This is a genomic window from Paramesorhizobium leguminum, from assembly GCF_003217235.1.
Classification (GTDB): Bacteria; Pseudomonadota; Alphaproteobacteria; order Rhizobiales; family Rhizobiaceae; genus Paramesorhizobium; species Paramesorhizobium leguminum.
The window spans coordinates 1-22,887 of sequence record NZ_QJTF01000004.1; the positions used below are offsets into that span (position 1 = coordinate 1).

The 22,887-nt window shown below is 60.8% G+C and carries 22 protein-coding genes and 1 pseudogene; 7 read left to right on the forward strand and 16 right to left on the reverse strand.

What is annotated here, in order from left to right; all coding sequences use genetic code 11:
- Positions 1-133: 133 nt before the first annotated feature.
- From dnaK to C7477_RS04330, 3 genes are all read right to left on the reverse strand, one after another.
- The gene (gene dnaK, locus C7477_RS04320; RefSeq protein ID WP_110749411.1) at positions 134-2,044 is read right to left on the reverse strand and encodes a molecular chaperone DnaK; all 1,911 of its coding nucleotides are present in this window, start codon (positions 2,042-2,044) and stop codon (positions 134-136) included.
- 195 nt (positions 2,045-2,239) lie between these two features.
- Complete coding sequence (locus C7477_RS04325; RefSeq protein WP_110749413.1) at positions 2,240-3,226, reverse strand: Gfo/Idh/MocA family protein; 987 nt, start codon at positions 3,224-3,226, stop codon at positions 2,240-2,242.
- Positions 3,227-3,312: 86 nt separating this feature from the next.
- Positions 3,313-4,197, reverse strand: a complete 885-nt coding sequence (locus tag C7477_RS04330; protein ID WP_110749415.1) for a LysR family transcriptional regulator — start codon at positions 4,195-4,197, stop codon at positions 3,313-3,315.
- A 96-nt stretch (positions 4,198-4,293) separates the two neighbouring features.
- Between C7477_RS04330 and C7477_RS04335 the strand changes: the two genes are divergently transcribed.
- Positions 4,294-5,298 carry an aldo/keto reductase gene (locus C7477_RS04335; protein ID WP_110749417.1) on the forward strand — a complete coding sequence of 335 codons (1,005 nt, stop codon included), beginning with the start codon at positions 4,294-4,296 and terminating at the stop codon, positions 5,296-5,298.
- Positions 5,299-5,464: 166 nt separating this feature from the next.
- On the opposite strand, the gene C7477_RS04340 is transcribed toward C7477_RS04335, so the two are convergent.
- From C7477_RS04340 to C7477_RS18720, 8 genes are all read right to left on the reverse strand, one after another.
- Positions 5,465-6,214, reverse strand: a complete 750-nt coding sequence (locus tag C7477_RS04340; RefSeq protein WP_110749420.1) for an ABC transporter permease — start codon at positions 6,212-6,214, stop codon at positions 5,465-5,467.
- Positions 6,211-7,146, reverse strand: coding sequence for an ABC transporter ATP-binding protein (locus C7477_RS04345; protein ID WP_110749422.1), 936 nt, complete (start codon positions 7,144-7,146; stop codon positions 6,211-6,213). Before C7477_RS04345 ends, C7477_RS04340 begins: the two co-directional genes overlap by 4 nt.
- A complete protein-coding gene (locus tag C7477_RS04350) occupies positions 7,143-8,309 on the reverse strand; it encodes an ABC transporter permease (RefSeq protein ID WP_110749424.1) in 1,167 nt (388 codons plus the stop codon). The genes C7477_RS04345 and C7477_RS04350 overlap by 4 nt, the downstream gene beginning before the upstream one ends.
- 37 nt (positions 8,310-8,346) lie before the next feature.
- Positions 8,347-9,270 carry a glycine betaine ABC transporter substrate-binding protein OsmF gene (osmF, locus tag C7477_RS04355; protein ID WP_110749426.1) on the reverse strand — a complete coding sequence of 308 codons (924 nt, stop codon included), beginning with the start codon at positions 9,268-9,270 and terminating at the stop codon, positions 8,347-8,349.
- 165 nt (positions 9,271-9,435) lie between these two features.
- Positions 9,436-10,551 carry an ABC transporter substrate-binding protein gene (locus tag C7477_RS04360; RefSeq protein WP_110749776.1) on the reverse strand — a complete coding sequence of 372 codons (1,116 nt, stop codon included), beginning with the start codon at positions 10,549-10,551 and terminating at the stop codon, positions 9,436-9,438.
- 20 nt (positions 10,552-10,571) lie between these two features.
- On the reverse strand, positions 10,572-11,726 hold the full coding sequence (locus tag C7477_RS04365; protein WP_110749428.1) for a CaiB/BaiF CoA transferase family protein: 1,155 nt from the start codon (positions 11,724-11,726) through the stop codon (positions 10,572-10,574).
- Positions 11,727-11,886: 160 nt separating this feature from the next.
- Positions 11,887-12,174: a hypothetical protein gene (locus C7477_RS04370; protein WP_146226070.1), complete on the reverse strand. Its 288-nt coding sequence runs from the start codon at positions 12,172-12,174 to the stop codon at positions 11,887-11,889.
- Between the two features lie 248 nt (positions 12,175-12,422).
- Positions 12,423-12,629, reverse strand: a complete 207-nt coding sequence (locus tag C7477_RS18720) for a hypothetical protein (RefSeq protein WP_146226071.1) — start codon at positions 12,627-12,629, stop codon at positions 12,423-12,425.
- 44 nt (positions 12,630-12,673) lie between these two features.
- Here C7477_RS18720 and dnaJ point away from each other — a divergent pair, with 44 nt between their 5' ends.
- Positions 12,674-13,804: a molecular chaperone DnaJ gene (dnaJ, locus tag C7477_RS04375; RefSeq protein WP_110749432.1), complete on the forward strand. Its 1,131-nt coding sequence runs from the start codon at positions 12,674-12,676 to the stop codon at positions 13,802-13,804.
- 46 nt (positions 13,805-13,850) lie between these two features.
- Here dnaJ and C7477_RS04380 read toward each other — a convergent pair whose 3' ends face one another.
- Positions 13,851-14,483: a UdgX family uracil-DNA binding protein gene (locus tag C7477_RS04380; RefSeq protein WP_110749434.1), complete on the reverse strand. Its 633-nt coding sequence runs from the start codon at positions 14,481-14,483 to the stop codon at positions 13,851-13,853.
- A 181-nt stretch (positions 14,484-14,664) separates the two neighbouring features.
- On the opposite strand from C7477_RS04380, the gene pmtA reads away from it, so the two are divergent.
- From pmtA to pyrF, 3 genes and pseudogenes are all read left to right on the forward strand, one after another.
- Complete coding sequence (gene pmtA, locus C7477_RS04385; RefSeq protein ID WP_110749436.1) at positions 14,665-15,264, forward strand: phospholipid N-methyltransferase PmtA; 600 nt, start codon at positions 14,665-14,667, stop codon at positions 15,262-15,264.
- 24 nt (positions 15,265-15,288) lie between these two features.
- Positions 15,289-15,855, forward strand: a pseudogene (locus C7477_RS04390) (histidine phosphatase family protein); the annotation flags it as partial.
- A gap of 104 nt (positions 15,856-15,959) precedes the next feature.
- Positions 15,960-16,661, forward strand: coding sequence for an orotidine-5'-phosphate decarboxylase (gene pyrF, locus C7477_RS04395; protein WP_110749778.1), 702 nt, complete (start codon positions 15,960-15,962; stop codon positions 16,659-16,661).
- Here pyrF and C7477_RS04400 read toward each other — a convergent pair.
- The 4 genes from C7477_RS04400 to C7477_RS04415 all read right to left on the reverse strand — a co-directional run bounded on the left by C7477_RS04400 (position 16,658) and on the right by C7477_RS04415 (position 19,938).
- Entirely contained in the window at positions 16,658-17,527 is an 870-nt protein-coding gene (locus C7477_RS04400; RefSeq protein WP_110749440.1) for an SMP-30/gluconolactonase/LRE family protein, read from the reverse strand. The two genes, pyrF and C7477_RS04400, sit on opposite strands and share 4 nt — an antisense overlap.
- Entirely contained in the window at positions 17,524-18,168 is a 645-nt protein-coding gene (locus C7477_RS04405; protein ID WP_110749442.1) for a 2-dehydro-3-deoxy-6-phosphogalactonate aldolase, read from the reverse strand. Before C7477_RS04405 ends, C7477_RS04400 begins: the two co-directional genes overlap by 4 nt.
- A 73-nt stretch (positions 18,169-18,241) precedes the next feature.
- Positions 18,242-19,174, reverse strand: a complete 933-nt coding sequence (locus tag C7477_RS04410; RefSeq protein WP_245411720.1) for a 2-dehydro-3-deoxygalactonokinase — start codon at positions 19,172-19,174, stop codon at positions 18,242-18,244.
- Positions 19,171-19,938 (reverse strand): SDR family NAD(P)-dependent oxidoreductase, encoded by a 768-nt coding sequence (locus tag C7477_RS04415; protein ID WP_110749446.1) that lies wholly within the window; start codon positions 19,936-19,938, stop codon positions 19,171-19,173. The genes C7477_RS04410 and C7477_RS04415 overlap by 4 nt, the downstream gene beginning before the upstream one ends.
- 336 nt (positions 19,939-20,274) lie before the next feature.
- Here C7477_RS04415 and gshB point away from each other — a divergent pair, with 336 nt between their 5' ends.
- Together gshB and C7477_RS04425 are read left to right on the forward strand one after the other, a co-directional pair.
- Positions 20,275-21,222 (forward strand): glutathione synthase, encoded by a 948-nt coding sequence (gene gshB / locus C7477_RS04420; RefSeq protein WP_110749448.1) that lies wholly within the window; start codon positions 20,275-20,277, stop codon positions 21,220-21,222.
- An 81-nt stretch (positions 21,223-21,303) separates the two neighbouring features.
- A complete protein-coding gene (locus tag C7477_RS04425) occupies positions 21,304-22,836 on the forward strand; it encodes a YifB family Mg chelatase-like AAA ATPase (protein ID WP_110749450.1) in 1,533 nt (510 codons plus the stop codon).
- Positions 22,837-22,887: the final 51 nt, after the last annotated feature.

Below are 22,887 nucleotides of genomic sequence, written 5' to 3' on the forward strand. Positions count from 1 at the left end.
CGATAAAATTCCACAACAGAATGCTTGAAAGCAGTGCTGTGCCTGGACATGAAAAACCCCCGAAGGTTGACATCCAACTTTCGGGGGTCAGTTCAGCGAGGCCGGGCTTTCATGGTTTTAAGATCGCGCGTTGTTATGCGGATTTCTTCTTGTCGTCGTCGATTTCCTCGTAATCAGCATCGACCACATCGTCATCCGACTTGTCGGAGGCTGCGGCTTCTTCGCCGCCTTCCGAAGCTTGAGCGGACTCATACATGGCCTGGCCAAGCTTCATCGAGACTTCCGCAAGCGTCTGCGTCTTCGCCTTGATGTCCTCGGCGTCGTCGCCTTCCAGCGCTGTCTTCAGCGAGGCGAGCGCATCCTCGATCGACTTCTTGTCATCCGCGGAAACCTTGTCGCCATAATCCTTGAGCGACTTTTCCGTCGAATGCGCAAGCGCTTCGCCCTGGTTCTTGGCCTCGACCGTCTCGCGGCGCTTCTTGTCGGCTTCGGCATTCGCCTCGGCGTCCTTGACCATCTTTTCGATGTCCGCGTCGGAAAGGCCACCCGATGCCTGGATACGGATCTGGTGCTCCTTGCCCGTGCCCTTGTCCTTGGCCGAGACGTTGACGATGCCGTTAGCGTCGATGTCGAAGGTCACCTCGATCTGCGGTACGCCGCGCGGTGCGGGCGGGATGCCGACGAGATCGAACTGGCCGAGCATCTTGTTGTCCGCCGCCATCTCGCGCTCGCCCTGGAAGACGCGGATCGTCACGGCGGACTGGTTGTCCTCAGCCGTGGAGAAGGTCTGCGACTTCTTGGTCGGGATCGTCGTGTTGCGGTCGATCAGGCGGGTGAACACGCCGCCCAGCGTCTCGATGCCCAGCGACAGCGGGGTCACGTCGAGAAGCAGCACGTCCTTGACGTCGCCCTGTAGCACGCCAGCCTGGATCGCGGCGCCGATGGCGACCACTTCATCCGGGTTGACGCCCTTGTGCGGCTCCTTGCCGAAGAAGGCCTTCACCACTTCCTGCACCTTGGGCATGCGCGTCATGCCGCCGACGAGAATGACCTCGTCGATTTCGGCTGCCTTGAGGCCGGCATCCTTGAGCGCTGCCTTGCAGGGCTCGATGGTGCGCTGGATCAGATCATCCACCAGGCTTTCGAACTTGGCGCGGGTGAGCTTCATCGTCAGGTGCTTCGGACCGCTGGCATCCGCCGTGATGAACGGCAGGTTGATTTCGGTCTGCTGCGCGGAGGAGAGCTCGATCTTGGCCTTTTCCGCAGCTTCCTTGAGGCGCTGCAGGGCAAGCTTGTCGTTCTTGAGATCGATGCCCTGTTCCTTCTTGAACTCAGCCGCCAGATATTCGACCAGACGCATGTCGAAATCCTCGCCGCCGAGGAAGGTATCGCCATTGGTTGACTTCACCTCGAACACGCCGTCGCCGATTTCAAGAACCGAGACGTCGAAGGTACCGCCGCCAAGGTCATAGACAGCGATCGTCTTGCCTTCCTTCTTTTCAAGCCCGTAGGCGAGAGCGGCAGCGGTCGGCTCGTTGATGATGCGCAGCACTTCGAGGCCGGCGATCTTGCCCGCGTCCTTGGTTGCCTGGCGCTGGGCGTCGTTGAAATAGGCGGGAACCGTGATGACGGCCTGTTCGACCTTTTCGCCAAGATAGGCTTCGGCGGTTTCCTTCATCTTCTGAAGGATCATCGCGGAAATCTGCGAAGGCGAATATTTCTTGCCGTGCACCTCGACCCAGGCATCGCCATTGTCACCCTTGACGATCTTGTAAGGCACAAGGTCCTTGTCCTTCTTGACCATCGGGTCGTCATAGCGGCGGCCGATCAGGCGCTTGACGGCGAACAGCGTTCCCTCCGGATTGGTCACGCCCTGACGCTTGGCGGGCTGACCCACCAGGATTTCGTCGCTATCCGTAAACGCCACGATCGAAGGCGTGGTGCGCGCGCCCTCGGCATTTTCGATGACCTTCGCGTTTTTGCCATCCATGACGGCGACGCAGGAGTTGGTCGTTCCCAGATCGATACCAATTACTTTTGCCATATCACGTTCTCCATTCAGCAGGCTGCCGGGACCTCTGCCGAGCGTTCCATTCAGCAGCCCCTACGGGGTTTAAACAGCACGTGGGCCCGTTGCCCGGAAACCAGCACGCCGCACGCGGCGTATATAAGTAGGGCGGTTTTTCCCTGCAAGCCGCGAAGCCGCGACGGGCGGTAAAAACCTTGGGATTGGGTAGACTTAGATATCTTCCCAGCCGCAGCTTTCTCCCGCACGATAGATGGCATCGATAAATTTTTGGTTTTCAAGCGAATTTTCCAATGTGAAGACCGGTACGTCTTCGCCCGCCACAGCCTTGGCGAAGTTCTGCGCTTGAAGCTGGTAGTGGTTAACGTCCTGGAAATTCCATTCGCGCGCTTCCGTGTGACTGGCATCGTGGAGCGTTATACGGGCGTGGCCGTATTTGCCGGTATTGAAGGGCGCATGGACCTCGATGAAGCCCTTGTCGCCATGGAAAACCATGGACTGGCGCTGCGCCATCTGGGTGGAAACGTAAAAGCTAAGATCGAATCCTTCGAATTCCGCCGTGACATTGGCATAGCGGTCAGTACCGAAATCCGGGTCACGCTCGACCGTTGCCCGCACGCGCTTGGGTTCCAGCCCCGTGCTCATACGGGTGGCGACAACAGGATAAACGCCGATATCGGGCAGCGCCCCGCCGCCGAGCGCCGGTTGATTGCGCATATTGCCGGGATCCTTGTTGAAATAGGTGAAGGCGCCCTGCACATGGCGGAGCGCACCGATGGCGCCGGAAGCGATCAATTCGCGCACCTTGATCCATTGCGGGTGATGATAGACCATGAACGCCTCGGCGATCAGAACATTGTGAGCATCGCGCGCGCTGATCAGCGCTGCGATTTCGCTTGCATGAAGCGCGATCGGCTTTTCGCACAGCACATGCTTCCCCGCTTCCGCCGCCTTTATCGCCCATTCCACATGCTGGGAGGTCGGCAGCGGAATATAGACGCCGTCGATGGTTTCGGAGGCGAGCATTTCCTCATACGAGCCCAAAGCATGCGGCGCGCCGAACCGATCAGCCACGGCGCGGGCCTTGGCGATATCGCGGCTGGCGATCGCCGTCACCACGCCGTTATCTGCCGCGCAAAGCGCTGGAATCACTTGGCTAACGCCGATTTTTGCCGTCGAAAGAACACCCCAGCGGAACATGGCAACTCCTCAATGTTTGTTTGGGGCAAGCTATCCACCGACATGACAAAAAGAAAGGCTGGACAAAATGAAAGGCTGGAGGCCACTCAGGATTTGTAGAAATCGATGAAGGCGCGCAGCGCCGGGCGCATCCGCCTGCGGCTGGGATAATAGAGATAAAAGCCGGGGAAGGGCGCGCACCAATCCTCCAGCACCCGCACCAGTCGGCCATCGGCAACGGCGTCGGCCACATGAAGATCGAACAGGAACGCCAGACCGGCGCCCTGAAGCGCGGCTTCGAGGGCGAGCCTGTCATCATTGAGGATCAGGGGGCCATTGACTGCCATGTCGATGGTTTCATCGCCTTTTTCGAATTCCCAGCGATAAATGCGGCCGGATGAAAAGCGATGGTTGATGCAGCGGTGGTGTATGAGATCCGATGGATGCTGCGGAATGCCATGTCGTGCGAAATAGGCGGGCGTGGCGACGACCGCGCCGCATATCGACGGCCCGAAACGCACAGCCACCATGTCGCGCTCAAGACTTTCATTGAGCCTTATTCCAGCATCGAAGCCTTCGGCGACGATATCGACGAAATTATCCTCGATGCAGATATCGAGCGTGACATCGGGATACGTTTCGCAGAATTCGCCGAAGCGCTGCGCCACCATAAGATGACCGACCGCTCGCGGCACGCTCAGCCGCAGCGTGCCGGCGACGGTATCCTTCATTTCCACTGCAGCGCCGAGCGCCAGTTCGATTTCGCTGAGCGCCGGTGACAGGCGCTCGAGAAGCCGTCTGCCCGCCTCCGTCGGCGCGACGCTGCGAGTCGTGCGCGCAAGCAGCGCCACACCGAGACTTTCCTCCAGTGTTGAGATGGCATGGCTGACGGCGGATGGCGCGATCTGCAGTTCCCTGGCTGCGGCGCGAAAGCTGCCATGCGCGGCGACGGAGGCGAGAACGGCGAGTTGTGAGAGCTGGTTTCGGTTCATTGTTCTAAATTATAGAACGGCCCGTAAAATTAAAGCGATATTATCGAATAGTGCCTACAACCCTATCTATGGCATCCCATCCAAAGGAGCTTCCAGATGAAAACACGCAAACTTGGGCAAGAACTCACTGTATCCGCTGTCGGCCTCGGCTGCATGGGCATGAGCTTCGCTTATGGCGGGCAGGAGGAGAAGGATGCGATCCGGACATTACACCGGGCGGTGGAAATCGACGTCACCTTTTTCGATACGGCGGAAGTCTACGGACCCTTCGAAAACGAGAAACTCGTCGGCAAGGCATTGAAAGACGTGCGCGACCGCGTCGTCATCGCCACCAAATTCGGCTTCAGGATCGACCCATCTGGAAGCGGTATTGTCGGCCTCGGCAGGCGTCAGGAACTCGATAGCCGGCCGGAAAATGTGAAGGCGGTCGCCGAGGCATCGCTCAAGCGGCTTGGCATCGATGTGATCGATCTCTTCTACCAGCACCGCGTCGACCCGAACGTGCCGATCGAAGAGACCGTCGGCGCCATGGCCGAACTGGTACGGGAAGGCAAGGTGCGGACGCTTGGGCTTTCGGAAGCAAGCGCGGCCACCATCCGCCGCGCCCATGCGGTGCATCCTATCGCCGCCGTGCAGAGCGAATATTCGCTGTGGACCCGCGATCCGGAGGAAGAAGTCCTCGCCACCTGCCGCGAGCTTGGCATCGGCTTCGTGCCCTACAGCCCGCTTGGACGTGGACTCCTGACCGGCACGATCCGCAAGGCGGACGAACTTGGCGCGGATGACTGGCGCAAGACCCAGCCACGCTTCCAGGCTGAAAATCTGGCGGCCAATGTGGCGCTTGTCGATACGCTGGAGGAAATCGCAAAAGAGAAGGGCGTAACGACGGCACAGCTCGCGCTCGCATGGGTTCTGCACCAGGGCGATTTCATCGTGCCGATTCCCGGCGCGCGCAAGATCAAGCATCTGGAAGAAAACGCGGTGGCGGCCGATATCGTACTCGACAGCGCCGAAATCGCCCGGATCGGCGAGGCGCTCTCACCGTCGCGCGTAGCGGGCAAGCGCTATGCGGAAGCGATGCTGGCGCTGGTGGATAAGTAACTCTGGATACCTCCTTCCCCCTTGCGGGGAAGGTGGCCGCGTAGCGGACGGATGGGGGTGGTAAAGGCAGCGCGCTGTGATCGTCTGTTAGAGTGCAAACGTCACCACCCCCACCCGACCCTACGGGCCACCCTTCCCGCAAGGGGGAGGGAAGGGGCCGTGCCTATTATTTCCCCACCAACCCCATTCTCCGCGCCAGCCTGCGCTCGATTGCCGAAAGTCCGTCGTAAATAAGCACTGCCAGTACCCCGACGATCAACCCACCCTGCAGGATGAAGGCGAGGTTGTTGGAGATGAGGCCGGCGATGATGACCTCGCCCAGCGTCTTTGCCGCCACCGTGGACCCGATGGTGGCGGTGGAAAGGCTGATCACTACGGAAAGCCGGATGCCAGCCAGAATAACGGGAAGCGCCAGCGGCAGCTCGACCTTGAAAAGCCTCTGGCGCTCGTTCATGCCCATGCCCTTGGCCGCCTCCATCACGGTGCCGGGCAAATTGGTGAGGCCGGTTAGCGCGTTCTCGAAAATCGGCAGCAGCCCATAGAGGAACAGCGCGATCAGCGTCGGCTTGGCGCCGAAGCCGATGGCTGGGACCGCAAGCGCCAGCACGGCGACAGGCGGAAAAGTCTGGCCCACATTGACGAGGCTGCGCGACAGGGGCAGGAATTCCGCGCCGATGGGCCTCGTGACGAGGATTGCCAGCGCCAGTGCCACAAAAATGGCGGCAAGCGTGGCGGCGAGGACGATGCCAAGATGCTCGAGCGTCAGCATCAGGAGGCTGCCCTGATTGTAGATCGCAGGCGCGCCGTTTTCCGTCAGCGGCTGCAGAACCGGCTCGAACCAATGCGGCCGCAGGAGAAAGACCACCAGCAAAGCGAGCACGCAAAGCCGTAGGACAAGCGGCAGGGAAAGCCTCATGCCGGCCTCGCCGCGCGCTTGACAAGGCCCTGCACGGTGACACGCCCGATGCGTTTGCCATCTGCCTCCACCGGCAGCGCTTCGCGCCCGGACCAGAGCAGTTCTGCGAGAGCGTCGCGCTGCGTCGCCGCGGCCGGCAAAGCCGGGCCCTTCGCTGTTCCCGGCTCCACCGCATCGCGAATTTGGTTCAGCGACAACAGCCGGAAGGCCCTGTCGCCCGCGCCGACCAGCGTTTCGACGAAGGGCGTGGCGGGCTTTTTGAGGATTTGCGCCGGCGTCGCATATTGAATCAGTTTGCCCTCATCCATGACGGCGATGCGGTCGCCCAGAAGAATGGCTTCCTCCATGTCGTGGGTGACGAGGATGATGGTGGTGCCGAACCGTTTGTTGATGGCGAGAATGTCTTCTTGCGCCTTGGCCCGGATCACCGGATCGAGCGCGCCGAAGGGCTCGTCCATGAGAAGCACGTTCGGCTCCGCCGCCAGCGCACGCGCGACGCCCACGCGCTGTTGCTGGCCGCCCGAAAGCTCGCGCGGGTAGCGCGGGCCGAAAGTGGCGGGATCGAGCTGGAACAGTTCCAGAAGCTCGCCCACCCGCGCGGCTATGCGGGCCTTGTCCCAGCCGAGCAGGTCAGGCACGGTGGCGATATTCTGCGCCACCGTGCGATGCGGGAAGAGCCCGTTGCCCTGGATGGCATAGCCGATATGGCGGCGCAGCTCATAGGCCGGCACGTCTCTATTGTCGCGGCCATCGAGCTTGATTACGCCTGAGGTCGGCTCGACCAGGCGGTTGATCATGCGCAGCAGCGTGGTCTTGCCGGACCCTGAGGTGCCGACGACCGCGGTGATGGTGCGCGGCTCGACCACGAAGGACACATCCTTCACGACTTCCTCGTCGCCATAGCGCTTCGTTATGTTTTCGATCTCGATCATGCGGACACCTTTCGGCTGCCGTTGAATGTGCTCATTTCGGTAATGGCATCGAGTATGACGGCGGCGGCAAAGGCGAGCGCCACGGTGGGCACCGCGCCAAGCAGCACCAGATCCATCGCCGTCTGGCCGATGCCCTGAAAGACGAAGACCCCGAAACCGCCGCCGCCGATGAGCGCGGCGATGGTGGCAAGGCCGATATTCTGCACCAGCACGATCCTTATCCCGGTCAGGATGACCGGAAAGGCGAGCGGAAACTCGATCTGGAAGAGGCGCTGCCAGGTGGTCATGCCCATGCCGCGCGCCGCTTCGTTCGCCGCCGGCGGCACGCCTGCAAGCCCCGCCACGGTGTTCGCCACCACGGGGAGGAGCGAATAGAGGAACAGCGCTATAAAGGCGGGCGGCGCGCCGATGCCGCGAATGCCAATGGCGCTTGCGCCCGGCACATGCAGGGCGATCCAGCCGAGCGGCGCGATCAGGAGACCGAAAAGCGCGATGGATGGGATCGTCTGGATGATGTTGAGGACGTTCAGCACCGCGTCACGCAGCACCGGCACGCGGTGGCAGAGAATGCCGAGCGGTATGCCCACCGTCACCGCCGCCGCGAGCGAGCCGAGCGCCAGTTCCAGATGCGTGGCGCCCTCGGTCCAGAAACTGTCGGCGCGGTTGGCATATTCCTTGAGGATCGACAGGCCGTTCCAGCTGCCTGAAAGAAGAATCGCGCCAAGCGCCAGCGCGGCGAGCCCGAGCGCGCCGACGCGTGCGGCGGGCCGCAGGTCGAGCCGGGCCAGGCTATCGGTGATGAGCAGCGTAAAGGCGAAGCTCAGGAGCCAGAAGCCGGAGGCGGGCGAAACGCGGGCGTACGTGTTGCCGTCCGGCGTCAGATGACCGGGAGTAAGACCGATGAGGACGAGTAGCGCGACAAGCGCTGCAACCCCTGCTGCCAGCCGCCATAAAATGCCAAAACGCATGAGGCCGATGAGCGTGGCCGTGCCGAGAACGCAAACCAGCGTGATTGCCGCCCATACTGGAAGGGCCTCGAAGATCGTTCGTCCCTCGCCGGCAACGATCCGGTTGGCGCGGAAGGTGGCGAAGGGCAGGAGGATGCCGCACATCGCGATTATGGCGATGACGACGCCGAGTTTGTCGAGGCCGATGCGTCCCATGCCTCCCTCCCCAAATAGCGCCTCGCTGACCACGAAATTACTTCACGAAACCGTTCTTCGTGAGGAAATCCGTTGCCACGGCCTTTGCCGGTTCGCCGCCTACCTGGACGCGTCCGTTCAGACCCTGCAGGGTGACGAGATCGAGCTTTTCGAACACCGGCTTAAGCAGCGTTTCGATTTGCGGATATTTCTTCAACACTGCCTCACGGATGATCGGCGTCGGCTGGTAGACGGGCTGAACGTGCTTGTCGTCCTGGAGGACGGCGAGGCCGGATTCCGCAATGCCGCCATCGGTGCCATAAACCATCGCGGCGTTGGCGCCACTGGTCTTGTTGGCGGCGGCTGCGATGGTTGCCGCCGTATCACCGCCTGAGAGGGTGATGAGCTGGTCCGGCTTCAACGTGAAACCGTAGGCCGTCTGGAAAGCAGGCAATGCCCCGGCGGAATTGACGAACTCCGAGGACGCGGCAAGCACGATATCGCCGCCACCGGCGACATATTTGCCGAAATCGCTGAAGGTGACGATCTTGTTCGGCTCCGCGACGTCCTTCCGCAGCGCGACGCCCCAGGTGTTATTGGCGGGCGACGGCGTCAGCCAGACGATCTTGTTGGCGTCGAAATCGAGCTTCTTGGCTTCGGCATAGGCTTGGCCTGCATCTTTCCAGAGCGGATCGCCGGCCTTTTCGAAGAAGAACGCGGCATTGCCGGTATATTCAGGATAGATGTCGATCTCGCCGGCTATCAGCGCCTTGCGCATCACCGGCGTCGTTCCGAGCTGGATGCGGTCCGTGACGGGAACGTCGCCGGCCTTGAGCACGGCAAGGATGATATTGCCCAGCACGCCGCCTTCCGTATCGATCTTGGAGGAAACGACGACCTGCGCGTTCGCGGAAGCGGTGGCAAGCCCGAGGCCCAGAACTGCGCCGAGCGCGGCTTTAAGAAAGAAATTCCGATAGGACATGTCCGTATTCCCTTTGTTCCGGTGCGGACTGGGGAGGAACCATCGATATGAGCCAAAGGGAAGTACCCCGACCCTATCCTACTGACATCCGGTGTCTGGAGCATGATCGGATAAGATCATGCGGTAAACCAAACGGAGCGTCCCATTGAAACCTTTCAGAATGCTTTAGGTTGCAAAACTCCGCGCAAACAGCCGGTTCAGGTCGGTTATGACAGCGCGAGCGCTCTCTCCGAGCAACAACCCTTCGTTAAGCCGGTCGGACGCCACCTGCTGAAAGGCCATGAAACCATCGTGGCGCGGGCGCAGCCAGGCGCCTTCCAGCGTCTTGCGCGTGGCCGTGTAGAAATCGCTTGTCGCCGCGTTCACCACTTGGTCTTCCCATGCGGCGGCGTGACCGGGCTGTCCACCGGAAGCGGCGTAGAGGCCGCGCTGGACATCGCCGCCGGCAATCCAGTAGGCAAAATCGATGGCTTCGCGCTGGTTTTTAGAGAAAGCCGAAACGGCTATGCCAGTGCCGCCAAGCGCCGAGCCGACCGGGCCGGCGTCGCCCGCGGCGGGAATATCGCCAAAGCGGATGGTGGCCGGACGAAAGCCGGGAATGGCGTAATTGACATAGCCATAGATCAGCGGCGAGCAGGCGAAGGGCGAGTTTTCTTCCGCCATCTTTTCCAGAACGGCAATCGGGTCCATCTCGAAGCAGAAGGGATCGACCAACGCCGCGATCTCCCGCAGCATCTCGAACACGGTACATCCGTCTTCAACACCGATAAGTTCGCCCGGGCCGTCGCTGGCGCAGGGATGGCCGAGATTGCCGCTCAAGGTGAAGAAGCTCATCAGCGAATGCGGCGGTCTGAGCGGCAGAAGCACGCGGCCCTGCCGCGCCAGTTCCAGCACCTCGCTCCATTGGGTAGGCGCCGTCTCCAACATATCCGGACGCCAGGCCTGAACCTGCGTCGCCGCGTCGATGGGAAAGGCCCATTGCCGGCCTTGCCAATGATAGCTCGGAAAGGATTTGCCGACACTTGCCTTGGCGAGCGCAGCCATATCCATCTCGCGCCCCGGAATATCGAGCGGCGCAAGGCATCCTTCAGCCGTTATCTGGCCGACATGCGGATGATCGATGACGATGAGATCATAGGCCTTCGCCAGTTCCTCGACCGGGAAGCTCTCGAAATCCTGCAGCGAACGCTTGTCCCATTCGATCGCAACGCCTGTCTTCTCCTGCCACAGCCGGGAACAGGCGACCATCGGATCGTAGCCGCGCGGGTGGCTCCAGGTCATGCCCTTTAAAATCACGTCGCTCACAGCCCGAACTCCTCAAGGATTGCCGCGCTATGCTCGCCGATCTTCGGCGCCGCGCGGGTGAAGCTTGGCCGCATGCCGTCGATCCGGAGCGGAGAACGCGTGGTGTGGATGGTGACATCGTCATCCCGCTTTACGGTTTGCAGCATGTCGAGAACCTTGAATCCGTCGCTGTCCATCAATTCATTCCAGTCGAGCACCTTGGCGCACCAGATATCGGCAGGCTCGAGAATGGCGAGCCATTCCTCCACCGTCTTCGTGGTGATTTTCGCCGCAATCTTCGCCTTGATCGCGTCGCGTTCGGAAAACCAACTCTTCGGATCGTCGCGATAAGGCGCTAGCTCGTCCATCTCCAAGAGATCGGCGAGCTTCGGGATCGGCGTCATTGCGATGGCAAGAAAGCCATCGGCGGCGGGATAGACGCCGTAGGGCGCCGAGAGGTAGGCATGGGCGCTTCTGAAATCGGAGCGTTTCGGCTTCCGCCTGCCATCGTTGAGGTGGGTGGTCAGCACCTCGAACTGCAGATCGATCAACGCCTCCATCAGGCTCGTCTCGACATGGGCGCCCTTGCCGGTGATGCCGCGGCGGACCAGGGCGGCGAGGATGCCTTGCGCAGCCGCGGCGCCGGCCAGCATGTCGCCGAGGGGCAGACCAAAGGGCACCGGCCCCAGGCCCTCGTCACCGTTGAGCCACATCACGCCGGAGCGCGACTGCGCCAGGAGGTCCTGTCCCGGCCGCTTCACCCATGGCCCTTCCGCGCCATAGCCGCTGATCGACGCATAGACGAGGCGCGGATTGAACTGGCTGACGGATTTATAATCAAGACCGAGCCGCTCGATGACGCCGGGGCGGAAATTCTGGATGAGCACGTCGGCCTTTTGCAAGATCTTGCGCAGTCTCGCCAAATCCTCCGCGTTCTTCAAATCTATCGCCAAGCTCTCCTTGGCCCGGTTGATGGCGTGGAAAATGGTGGAATCCCCGCCGATCTCGGTATCGCTCAAATAGAGCCGGCGCGAGAGATCGCCGCCATCGGGCCGCTCGATCTTGATGACGCGCGCGCCCAGATCCATCAGTCGCAGCGAGCAGTATGGCCCGGAGAGGAACTGGCTCATGTCGACGATGAGTAGCCCCGCCAGCGGCAGGTCGTTTGTCATTGGATGGCTTCTCCTCCGATCCCCAATTATAAATAGTATTTTCACATATGAGTTTTGTTGGCAATACCCCTACATGATCCTGATCATGCGGGGTTAGAAACCAATGAGAGCGGCAAAGGGATGAATTTGCCGTTCTCATTGGGAATTCGCAACGATTGGATTAGTTTTGTCCGTTTCTCGGAGAGGCATCGCTAAAGCGCCGGGCGGCTGGATTGCCCACCGGGGCCTGGATATATTCATTCGGATTGTCGGACAAAGAAGGCGTTGAAACGCCGATATCGCTGGTCGCCGTATAGTCGGTTGCGGGCTCGACCGTGGTGTCGGCGTCGGTTTGCGCGGTAGGATAGTCCGGACCGTCGCTCGTATCTTCGAAATAAGGGTTCTCGGCGAAAGCCACGCTGGCATTCAAAGCCAGGGCAGCAACGGTAAGAAGAAAAGTTTTCATCATGCATATCCTTGAGTCTGCGACGGAACCATTTCGCGTCGTCGGGCCGGGAAGGTGCCATGTATTCCTGAATAATAGGAAGTAAAAATAGCCTAAGTACTTGTATTTCTTGATGTTAAGTTAAGTAAAAAATGCCAGGTGACGTACAATAATATATAAATTGAATATAAATACTCAGCAGTATCGGGGTATTTTGGAATTGTCATTATTTATATTTATTTGAGCTGCAAAGTACGATGCGATTTTCTATTTTAATAAGATCGCTGCGGAATATAAGCTGCCTTACCTGCCGTTTCAGAACGGTTCAGGCCATTCTTGAGGGGGGAGCCAAAAATAGTCCGGCTCAGAATTTCCGTTTGGCTATGGCGTTCGGCCAAGAGAACCCCTAAATAGCAGGCTGGAGCATTGCGGTCAGGTTCAGTGCCTGACATCCGTATTTTACCGGAAACGAAAGCCATGGGACTCGTGTCCGCATGAATATTGCTATTGGGATGACTGGTTTATGAAGGCTGACTATTACGAGACGCTCGGCGTACAGAAGGGTGCGGATGAAAAGGCCCTGAAAAGCGCGTTCCGCAAGCTTGCCATGCAGTTCCATCCGGACAAGAATCCCGGGGACCATGAGGCTGAACGCAAGTTCAAGGAAATCGGTGAGGCTTACGAGACGTTGAAGGACCCGCAAAAGCGGGCGGCCTATGACCGTTTCGGACATGCCGCTTTCGAGCATGGCGGCGGCGGCTTCGGCGCCCACGGTTTTGGCGCGGCCGGCGGTTTTGCCGATATTTTCGAGGATATTTTCGGCGAGATGATGGGCGGCGCGCGTCAGCGCCGTGGTTCGGGCCGCGAACGCGGCGGCGATCTTCGCTACAATATGGAAATCACGCTGGAGGAAGCTTATTCGGGCAAGACCGCGCAGATCCGGGTGCCGACCTCCATCGTCTGCGAGGATTGTTCGGGGAACGGCGCGAAGCCCGGCACACAGCCCGCGACCTGTACGATGTGCGGCGGCGCGGGACGCGTACGCGCGGCGCAGGGATTCTTCTCGATCGAGCGGACTTGCCCGACGTGCAACGGGCGTGGCCAGATCATCAAGGACCCTTGCGGCAAATGTTCCGGCCAGGGCCGTGTCGTCCAGGAGCGCTCGCTTTCCGTCAACATACCAGCCGGAATCGAGGACGGTACACGCATCCGTCTCACCGGCGAGGGCGAGGCGGGAATGCGCGGCGGCCCAGCGGGTGATCTCTATATTTTCCTGTCCGTCAAACCGCATGAATTCTTCCAGCGCGATGGCGCCGATCTCTACTGCAAGGTACCGATCTCGATGACCACGGCGTCGCTCGGCGGCCAGTTCGAGGTATCCACGCTCGATGGCACCCAGACCCGCGTGAAAATCCCCGAAGGCACGCAGAACGGCAAGCAGTTCCGCATGAAGGGCAAGGGAATGCCCGTCTTGCGCCAGCCGGCCATGGGCGATCTGTTCATCCAGATCGACATCGAGACCCCGCAGAACCTGACCCGCCGGCAGCGCGAGCTTCTGGAGGAATTCGAGAAAATATCCTCGAAAGAGAACAGCCCGCAATCGACAGGTTTCTTCTCCCGGATGAAGGAGTTCTTCGAGGGGATCAGCGAATAGCATGGTCCCAAAAAGTTGCAGACTTTTTGGATAAGGCTATGCGGGATTAGCCAAGAGCTTTTTCCTTCATCAGCGCTTTCACCTTGCGCATATCCTCAACGAAGCGCCGGCGTTCGGCGTGCCTGTCCATGGGGTCGGGGATTCGCAGCAGATAGGAGGGATGGACGGTGACCAGGACCGGCCAGCCTTTGTCGCTCTGCATGGTTGCGCCACGGAATTTCATGATGGGCACCGGCTTTCCCACCAGCGCTCGCGCCGCGGTGGCGCCGAGCGCGACAGTTACGGCTGGCTGGATTAGCGCCAGTTCCTGATCGAGCCACCAGCGGCAGGCGCTGATTTCGCCGGCATTGGGCTTGGAATGAATACGACGCTTCCCGCGCAACTGAAACTTGAAATGCTTCACCGCGTTGGTGACATAGGTTTTCTTCCGTTCAATGCCCACTTCTTCAAGGATAGCATCGAACAGCCGGCCAGCCGGCCCGACGAAAGGCCGTCCTTCGATGTCTTCCCTGTCGCCCGGCTGCTCCGCGACAAACATCACGGACGCTTCGTTACTCCCTTCACCGAATACGGTCTGGGTGGCATGTCTGTAGAGATCGCAGCGGGTGCAGCTTTCCGCCTCTTCCCGTATCTCGTCCAGGGTGGCAAGCCTGACCTCTGTCGCAACATCTGAAACCATGATAAACCTCGGTAACCCTCAAGCGGCGCGAAGCCAAAAGGTTCCGAACTGCTGGTAAAAGCTTAGCGGCTTTCCACCTTCCGAATAGAACTGCTCCGTCGGAGTTGCTCCCATGAGGCTTTGCTTTTGTCGTGCAATGCGTCATAAATCTTGCCCATAACGACATCCGGGAGAGGACGCCATGGCGGGACCGTTTGCCAAGAAGCTTGCCGAGAAGTTCGATGAGGAGATCCGTTTCTTCAAGGGCTGGATTGATGGTCCCAAGGCCGTCGGCGCGATCCTGCCGACAAGTTCCGTCACCGCGCGGCGCATGGCGAGTGTCGTCAATCCCCATTCCGGTCTGCCCGTTCTTGAACTGGGACCGGGAACAGGGGTCATCACCCGGGCGATCCTTCAGCGCGGCGTGAAGCCGGAAAGCCTTTATTGCGTGGAGTATTCGGAAGATTTCGCCCGCCGCCTGTGTGCGGACTTGCCGGATATCAATATTATCCAGGGCGATGCCTTCGATCTTGACAGCACGCTCGGCAACCATAGGGACGTTGTGTTCGATAGCGTGATCTGCGCCGTGCCGCTTTTGAATTTCCCGCTTGAGAAGCGGTTGGCGCTTCTGGAAGACCTTCTTCGCCGAATTCCCGAAGGTCGCCCGGTGATGCAGATCACCTATAGCCCGCTTCCGGCAATACCGGCGGGACGGGGAAAATATGTCGTCGAGCCCTATGATTTCGTTATCCGCAACGTTCCGCCTGCGCGGCTGTGGGTTTATAAACGCGGCCACAGCTGATCCTGCTTCTCGTGAGGCTCCGTGATGCGTGGCTATTACATCACCCATCCCCAGATCGTCATGGACCCGGCCCTCCCCGTCCCGCAATGGGGTTTGTCCGGGACGGGGAGGGCGCGGCTTGAGGCCATATGCGACAGAGCGTGGGTGCTTTCGCTTACGCGGATTTTCTCCAGCGACGAGAAGAAGGCTGTCGAGACCGCGGAGATTTTGGCCGGCTGCTCCGGCTGCCCGATAGAGATCAATGCCAGGATGGGCGAAAACGACCGCTCGTCTACCGGCTTCCTGCCGCCGCATGAATTCGAAAAGGCCGCCGGCCGGTTCTTTGCTGAACCTGAATTGAGCTTCCGTGGATGGGAGCGGGCGGTGGACGCCCAGTCCCGCATTGTTGGCGCGGTCAATTCCGCGCTTGCCCGTTATCCCTTGGGTGGACCGGTGGCTTTTGTCGGCCATGGTGGCGTCGGTACGCTCCTGAAGTGCCATCTCGCCGGTAATCCGATCACGCGCGATCGCGACCAGCCGCCCGGCGGTGGAAATATCTTCGCCTTCCGGCTTTCCGACCGGGCGCTGTTGTGCGATTGGGAGCCTATGGAGCAAATCCAGGAAAAGTGCGAAGCGGTTTTCCCGGGAAAAACAGGAACTGTTTTCCCAGCGGATTTGCGCAATAACGAACCTAAAGACAATCAGCGGTGATTTTCATGGATGAGAATGCAGTGCGCGACCGGCTGATCGTCGGCCTCGATGTGCCGACGGTGAAGGAAGCCGAAGCCGTGGTTGCCGCTCTGGGCGACACGGTGAGCTTCTACAAAATCGGCTACCAGCTCGCCTTTGCGGGCGGCCTCGATTTTGCCGGCGAACTCGTCCGGTCGGGCAAAAAAGTCTTTCTCGACATGAAGCTGCTCGATATCGACAACACCGTCGCCAAGGGCGTCGAGAACATCGCGGGGATGGGGGTCTCCATGCTGACGCTGCACGCCTACCCCAAGGCGATGCGCGCCGCCGTCGAAGCCGCGAAGGGCTCCGATCTCTGCCTGCTCGGCGTCACGGTGCTGACTTCCATGGATGGCGCCGATCTTGCCGAGGCCGGTTATAGGGACGACCCGCAGACGCTGGTCCTGAGGCGCGCCAAACAGGCCCGCGATGCCGGCATGGGTGGCATCGTCTGCGCGGCGACCGAAGCTGCCGCCGTGCGCGCCGTCATCGGCCCCGATATGGCGGTCGTGACCCCCGGCATCCGCCCTGTCGGGGCCGATAAGGGGGACCAGAAGCGGGTCATGACCCCGGGACAAGCGTTGCAGGCCGGGGCAAGTCACCTCGTCGTCGCACGTCCCATCGTGGCGGCCCCGGACAGGCAAGCCGCCGCCCGCGCCATACTGACGGAGATGATGACGGCGGTTTAAAGCCTTACAGGCGGATCGAACACACCCTTTACGGCGATATCAAGAAGCAGCGGTCGTCCAGCATTCGGGTCGGCGGCGCGCTCGCTTTCGCTCATGCCTTCATAAGCGGTGGTGACGAGAAGCCGGTCGGCATTGGGGCCGACGAAGGCTGGGCAGGAGGGCTGTCGTGTAGGCACGGCAACGGAGCGGATCAGCTTGCCTTCCTGGGAATAGGCGTGCACTGCGCCCGCACTCCAGCAAGCATTCCATAGAACGCCGTCCGCATCCACTACCGACCCGTCTATCCCGCCCTCTTCCGTACGATGATGGAAGATGGCCTTTGCGCCAACCGGCAATCCGGTTTCCGGGTCCGTTTCGACGCGCCACAGGATATTCTTGTCGGTATCGGCGAAATAAGCGATCCGCCCGTTTGGCGAGAAAGAAATCGAATTGGTGATGGTGATGCCGGTGAAAAGCCGGCGCACTTCGCCCTCGCGATACCACCAGATCGAGCCGGCACCCTCTTCGGCTTTTTTGCCCATGGTGCCCAGCCAGAACGCGCCGGAGGGATGCACACGGGCATCGTTGGAACGGGTGGCCAGATTGTCGGCTTCAATGGCCTTGTGCAGCGTCAGCGCGCCGCTTTTGCGGTCGCGGATGTAGAGGCCGTTTTCGGTCCAGACGAGTTGGCGCCCGGCGTCGATGACGGCAAGCGCGCTCGCCTTCATGCCAAGATCTTGCACCTTGGTCTCGCCATCCGGCCAGCTTTTTTCCAGAAGCTGTCCCGCCAGGATGTTGAACCACCAGACGGTGCCGGTCAGAGGATTGTAGCCCGGCCCTTCGCCAAGCTCGCAGACGAAGTCGGAAAAGACGGTGGCGTTCGTCATGCGTAGGTCTTTCCATAGAAGACCGAATCGTAACCGGAGATCGCCATCCAGGCCCGCTCCGCCACATCGGATGTCGTCATGCCGGGCTTATAGAGGCTGGAGCCGAGACCGAAGGTGCGGATGCCCACATCCGCATAGGCTGCGAACTCGCCTTCGGTGACGCCGCCCACCGCGCCGATGACCGTGCCCTTCGGTAGAATGGTGCTGATCGCCTTGATGCCGTTGGGTCCCAGTACGCTGGCTGGGAAAAATTTCAGCCCCGATGCCCCGGCTTTCAGCGCCGCAAGCGCTTCCGTCGGCGTTAAGACGCCGGGCATCGTCACCATGCCAGCTGTCGAGGCGGCGGCGATGACACCCGCATCGACATTGGGGCTCACCATCAGCCGGCCACCCGCGTCGTTGAGCCTGATGACGTCGGCTTGCTCGAGTACGGTGCCTGCCCCCACCAGCACATGCGCCGGCAGCGCCTTCGCCATCATCTCGATGGAGCGGAAGGCATCCGGCGAATTGAGCGGCACCTCGATGGCCTCGAAACCCGCCTCGACCAGCGCATGGCCGATAGCTAGAGCCTCTTCCGGTTTGATCCCGCGCAATATGGCGATGAGATCGCGCTTGAATTTCGGCCAGGCGACAGTGGTCATGACATTATCTCCCTATGAGGCGTTCGGAGCATGGTCCCGAAAAGTTGCAGACTTTTCGGATAAGATCATGCCGCTAAAGCAAAAACCATAACCCGGTTGCGGCGGCGTGTAAGCCTTTTCTCACCGCATCGTCGGCATCGACCGTTTCGCAATCGAAACCCGCCGCTTGAAGCGCCTTGCGATAAAGCCGCTCCATGCGACCGGATGCAACCAGTTGCACGGTCTTGATATCTGCGGGCGCCTTGCTGCGGGCGTCGCTGGCTTCTGAGCCGATCACCATGCCGGAAAGCCGCGCGGCGGCTGCATCCTGGGTCAAGCCATTCAGGAGCATTCCCGCCCGGATTTCAAAGAGGCTGCCTAGCAGGCTGAAACCGGGGACAAGTGCCGTCGTAAGGCCTGCGGTAAATTCCGGATGATCCACATCGACGCCCTCGGCGACAGCGCCGATGGAATGACGCAGGATCGACTGGCCGGCGAGGAGCGCGTAGAGTTCACCCGTCAGATATGTCGAGAAGCGCGATACTCTGCCGTCTTCGACATATACCCATTTGGAATGAGTTCCGGGCATGGCGACGAGGCCGGAAAAACCCGGCTTGCCATGGACGAGGCCCAGAAGCTGAGTTTCCTCGCCGCGCATCACATTGGGCCGCTCGCCCTGCTGCGCCAGCCCCGGCACGATGCGGATATCGCGGCTCACATCGGGGATACGCGCGGCGGCGGCGAGAATGGTCGCGGGGTTGGCGGGCACATGCACATAGGGCGCCTCGACCCAGCCTTGCCTTGATCCCGCCATGCCGCAGATGACGACCGGCAGATCACCCGGCGCGCCAAGCGATGCAAGATGGCCTTCGAGCACTTGCGAAAAGCCCTTTGCGCGCGAGGCGTCGAGTCCGTCATCGGCGCGCTTTTCCGCGAGCACGTTGCCCGCCCGGTCCATGAGCCAGAGCCGAAAGCGGCTCGTGCCCCAGTCGGCCCCGGCGAAAGCGGGCTCTTGGCCTTGGCTCACAGATAGCCTCCATCGACGATCAGCGTCTGCGCGGTCAGCATACGGGCGGCATCGGAAGCGAGGAAGAGGCATGGGCCCACCATGTCGTCCGGCTGGATCTCCTCCTTGAGGGACTGCTTGCCGATATGGGCCTTCATTCCTTCCGGCGTTGCCCAGAGTTCCTTCTGGCGCTCGGTCATCACCCATCCAGGCGCAATCGCGTTGACGCGGATCTTATCGATGCCGAGCTTGCCGGCAAGCCCCTTGGTCAGGCCGATGACGCCCGCTTTCGCTGCGGTGTAGACCGGCAGATCGCCCTGGTTCATCATGAAGGAGACGGAGGTGAAGTTGACGATCGCGCCGCCGCCGGCCTTTTTCATGCCCGGAAGCACAGCCTGCACCGCGAAGAACTGCGGGCGCAGATTGATCGACTGATTCAGGTTCCAATAGTCTTCCGTCACGGCTTCGATTTCGTGGCGGTCGTCCCATGCGGCATTGTTGATGAGCACGGTGATGGCGCCGTGCGCCGCTTCAGCCTCCGCAACCGCCTTGCGCAGCGCGTCGATGTCGCGCAGATCCGTGTTCAGGTAGAGCGGGCGGTTGCCATATTTCTGTTCGAGCTGCTCGACGAGCGCCAGGGATGGCGCTTCCGCGATATCGATGAAGGCGACCCTCGCCCCTTGGCGGACGAAGCCCTCCGTCAGCGAGGCGCCGATGCCGGAGCCGCCGCCGGTGATGAGGACGGAACGATCCTTCAGGTCGGGAAATACGGTCGATGGCAGCATGAGATTATCCTCCCGGGAAGCAGGGCTGTTACCCGCATGATCCCAAAAAATTGCAGACTTTTTGGATAAGATCATGCGGCTAGTGAATATAAAATTGTTTTGCCTTCTGGCTGGCCGGTGGCTTAGCGGAATTCAGCCGAACCGTATAGTATGATGAATAAAATTTCCTGTTATCGCGGATAGCATGATCCCGAAAAGTTGCAGACTTTTCGGGTAAGATCATGCTCCAAACAAAGATCAGGGCGTGATGCCGTTTGATTGCATCACGCACGGGCCCATGACAGTTTGGCGTCCTGTTTTCAACCGTAGCGAATCGCTGAGGGTATCGAGGCAATCATGGCAATGAAAATCGCGGTCCAGATGGACCATATCCGTTCCATCCGGATCGCTGGCGACACCACTTTCGCGCTGTCTCTGGAAGCGGCAAGGCGAGGTCACGAACTTTATCATTATACGCCGGACCACCTGTCGATGCGTGACGGCATCGTCACCGCCGTGATCGAGCCGCTGCAGGTGCGCGATGTGGAGGGCGATCATTTCACGCTTGGAAAGCCGGAGCGCCGAAATCTCCAGGAAATGGACGTGGTGCTGCTTCGCCAGGACCCGCCCTTCGACATGAACTACATCACCACGACACATCTTCTGGAGCGCATTCACCCGAAGACACTGGTGGTCAACGATCCGGCATGGGTGCGCAACAGCCCGGAAAAAATCTTCGTTACCGAATTCCCGGATTTGATGCCGGAAACGCTGATCACCAAGGACCCGGAGGAGGTGGCGGCTTTCCGGCGTGAGTTCGGCGATATCATCATCAAGCCGCTTTACGGCAATGGCGGCGCCGGTGTGTTCCATCTGCAGAACGCCGACCGCAACCTCGCCTCGCTGCTTGAGATGTTCGCGCAGATGTACCGGGAGCCATTCATCGCGCAGCGCTACCTGAAGGACGTGCGCGCCGGCGACAAGCGCATCATCCTGATCGACGGCGAGCCGGTCGGCGCGATCAACCGCGTGCCTGCCGAGCACGACGCCCGCTCCAACATGCATGTCGGCGGCAAGGCGGAAGCATCCGTATTGACGGAGCGCGACTTGGAGATTTGCGCCCGCATCGGCCCTGCCTTGCGCGAGCGCGGCTTCATCCTCGTCGGCATCGATGTCATCGGTGACTATCTGACCGAAATCAACGTCACCTCGCCCACCGGCATTCGTGAGATCAAGCGTTTCGGCGGCGCGGATGTGGCCGCGCTTTTCTGGGATTGCGTCGAGGCCAAGCGGCAGAACATATAAATAAACTGTTCTGCAAACGTTCTTGCTGTTGCCCCTGAACCGTGCTTATCTGCGTGATAGGCAGGGTCGGGGGACAAGAGCATGGTATCGCGGGTCAGCACCGTAGCGTTTCAGGGGATCGAGGCGGTCCCCGTCGATGTTCAGGTGATGATCGCGCCGGGCAAGATGGGCATGTCCATCGTCGGTCTGCCCGACAAGGCGGTGGCGGAAAGCCGCGAGCGGGTGCAGGCGGCACTTCATGCCTCCGGCCTCTCCATGCCGGCCAAGAAGGTGACGATCAATCTCGCCCCCGCCGATCTGCCCAAGGAGGGCTCCCATTACGATCTGCCGATCGCGGTTGGCCTGATGGCGGCGCTCGGCGCGCTTCCCGGCGACGCGCTGCAAGCCTTCGTGGTGCTGGGCGAACTCTCGCTGGATGGCACCACCAGCGCTGTCGCCGGCGTTCTGCCCGCCGCCATTGGCGCCAATCGCCAGGACAAGGGATTGATCTGTCCCCATGCCTGCGGGCCAGAAGCGGCGTGGGCTGGCGCCGAGATCGACATTCTGGCGCCGCGCAGCCTGATCGCGCTCGCCAACCATTTCCGCGGCACGCAGGTTCTGTCCCGCCCCGAACCGGCGATGCGCCAGCGCGCGGATGATTTGCCCGATCTCGCCGATATCAAGGGACAGGAGACAGCGAAACGCGCGCTCGAAGTGGCGGCTGCGGGCAATCATAATTTGATTCTGGTTGGGCCGCCGGGGTCAGGCAAGTCGATGCTGGCGCAGCGCCTGCCCTCCATCCTGCCGCCGCTTTCGCCACGCGAATTGCTGGATGTCTCGATGATCGCCTCCATTGCAGGCGAACTCGCCGGCGGTAAGCTTTCGGATCGCAGACCCTTCCGCTCACCACATCATTCGGCTTCCATGGCCGCGATGGTCGGCGGCGGTTTCAGGGCGCGGCCCGGCGAAGTATCGCTTGCCCACAATGGCGTGCTCTTCCTCGACGAATTTCCGGAGTTCACGCCGCAGGTGCTCGATTCGCTGCGCCAGCCTCTGGAAACCGGCGAATGCATGATCGCCCGTGTCAACCACCGCATCAGCTATCCCGCGCAGATACAGCTTATTGCTGCGATGAACCCATGCCGCTGCGGCATGGCGGGTGAGCCGGGGCACCGTTGCGCGCGGGGGCCACGCTGCCAGGCGGATTATCAGGCGCGCATTTCCGGGCCGCTGCTGGACCGTATCGATTTGCGCATCGAGGTTCCCGCCGTCTCCGCCGCCGATCTCATCCGCCCGTCGCAGACCGAAGCGAGCCGCGTCGTGGCGGAGCGGGTGGCGCGGGCGCGCGCGATCCAGAAGCGCCGTTACGAGGCCTTGGGACTTGCCCATGTCTCAACCAATGCGCATTGCTCCGCCGCCCTGATAGAACAGATCGCCGCGCCAGACGCCGGCGGCTTGGCCCTGTTGCAGAATGCCAGCGAGCAGATGAAATTTTCCGCTCGCGCCTATCATCGGATTTTGAAAGTAGCACGTACGCTTGCCGATCTCGACGGAGTGGAAAAGGTCGGCCGCCTGCATCTCGCCGAGGCGATTTCCTACCGCATGAGCGGGGACAGGACCATGGCGGTGGCTTAGTTAAGGCAATAGGGCAGTAGGGCAGTAGGGCAATATGTTTTGATTATTACC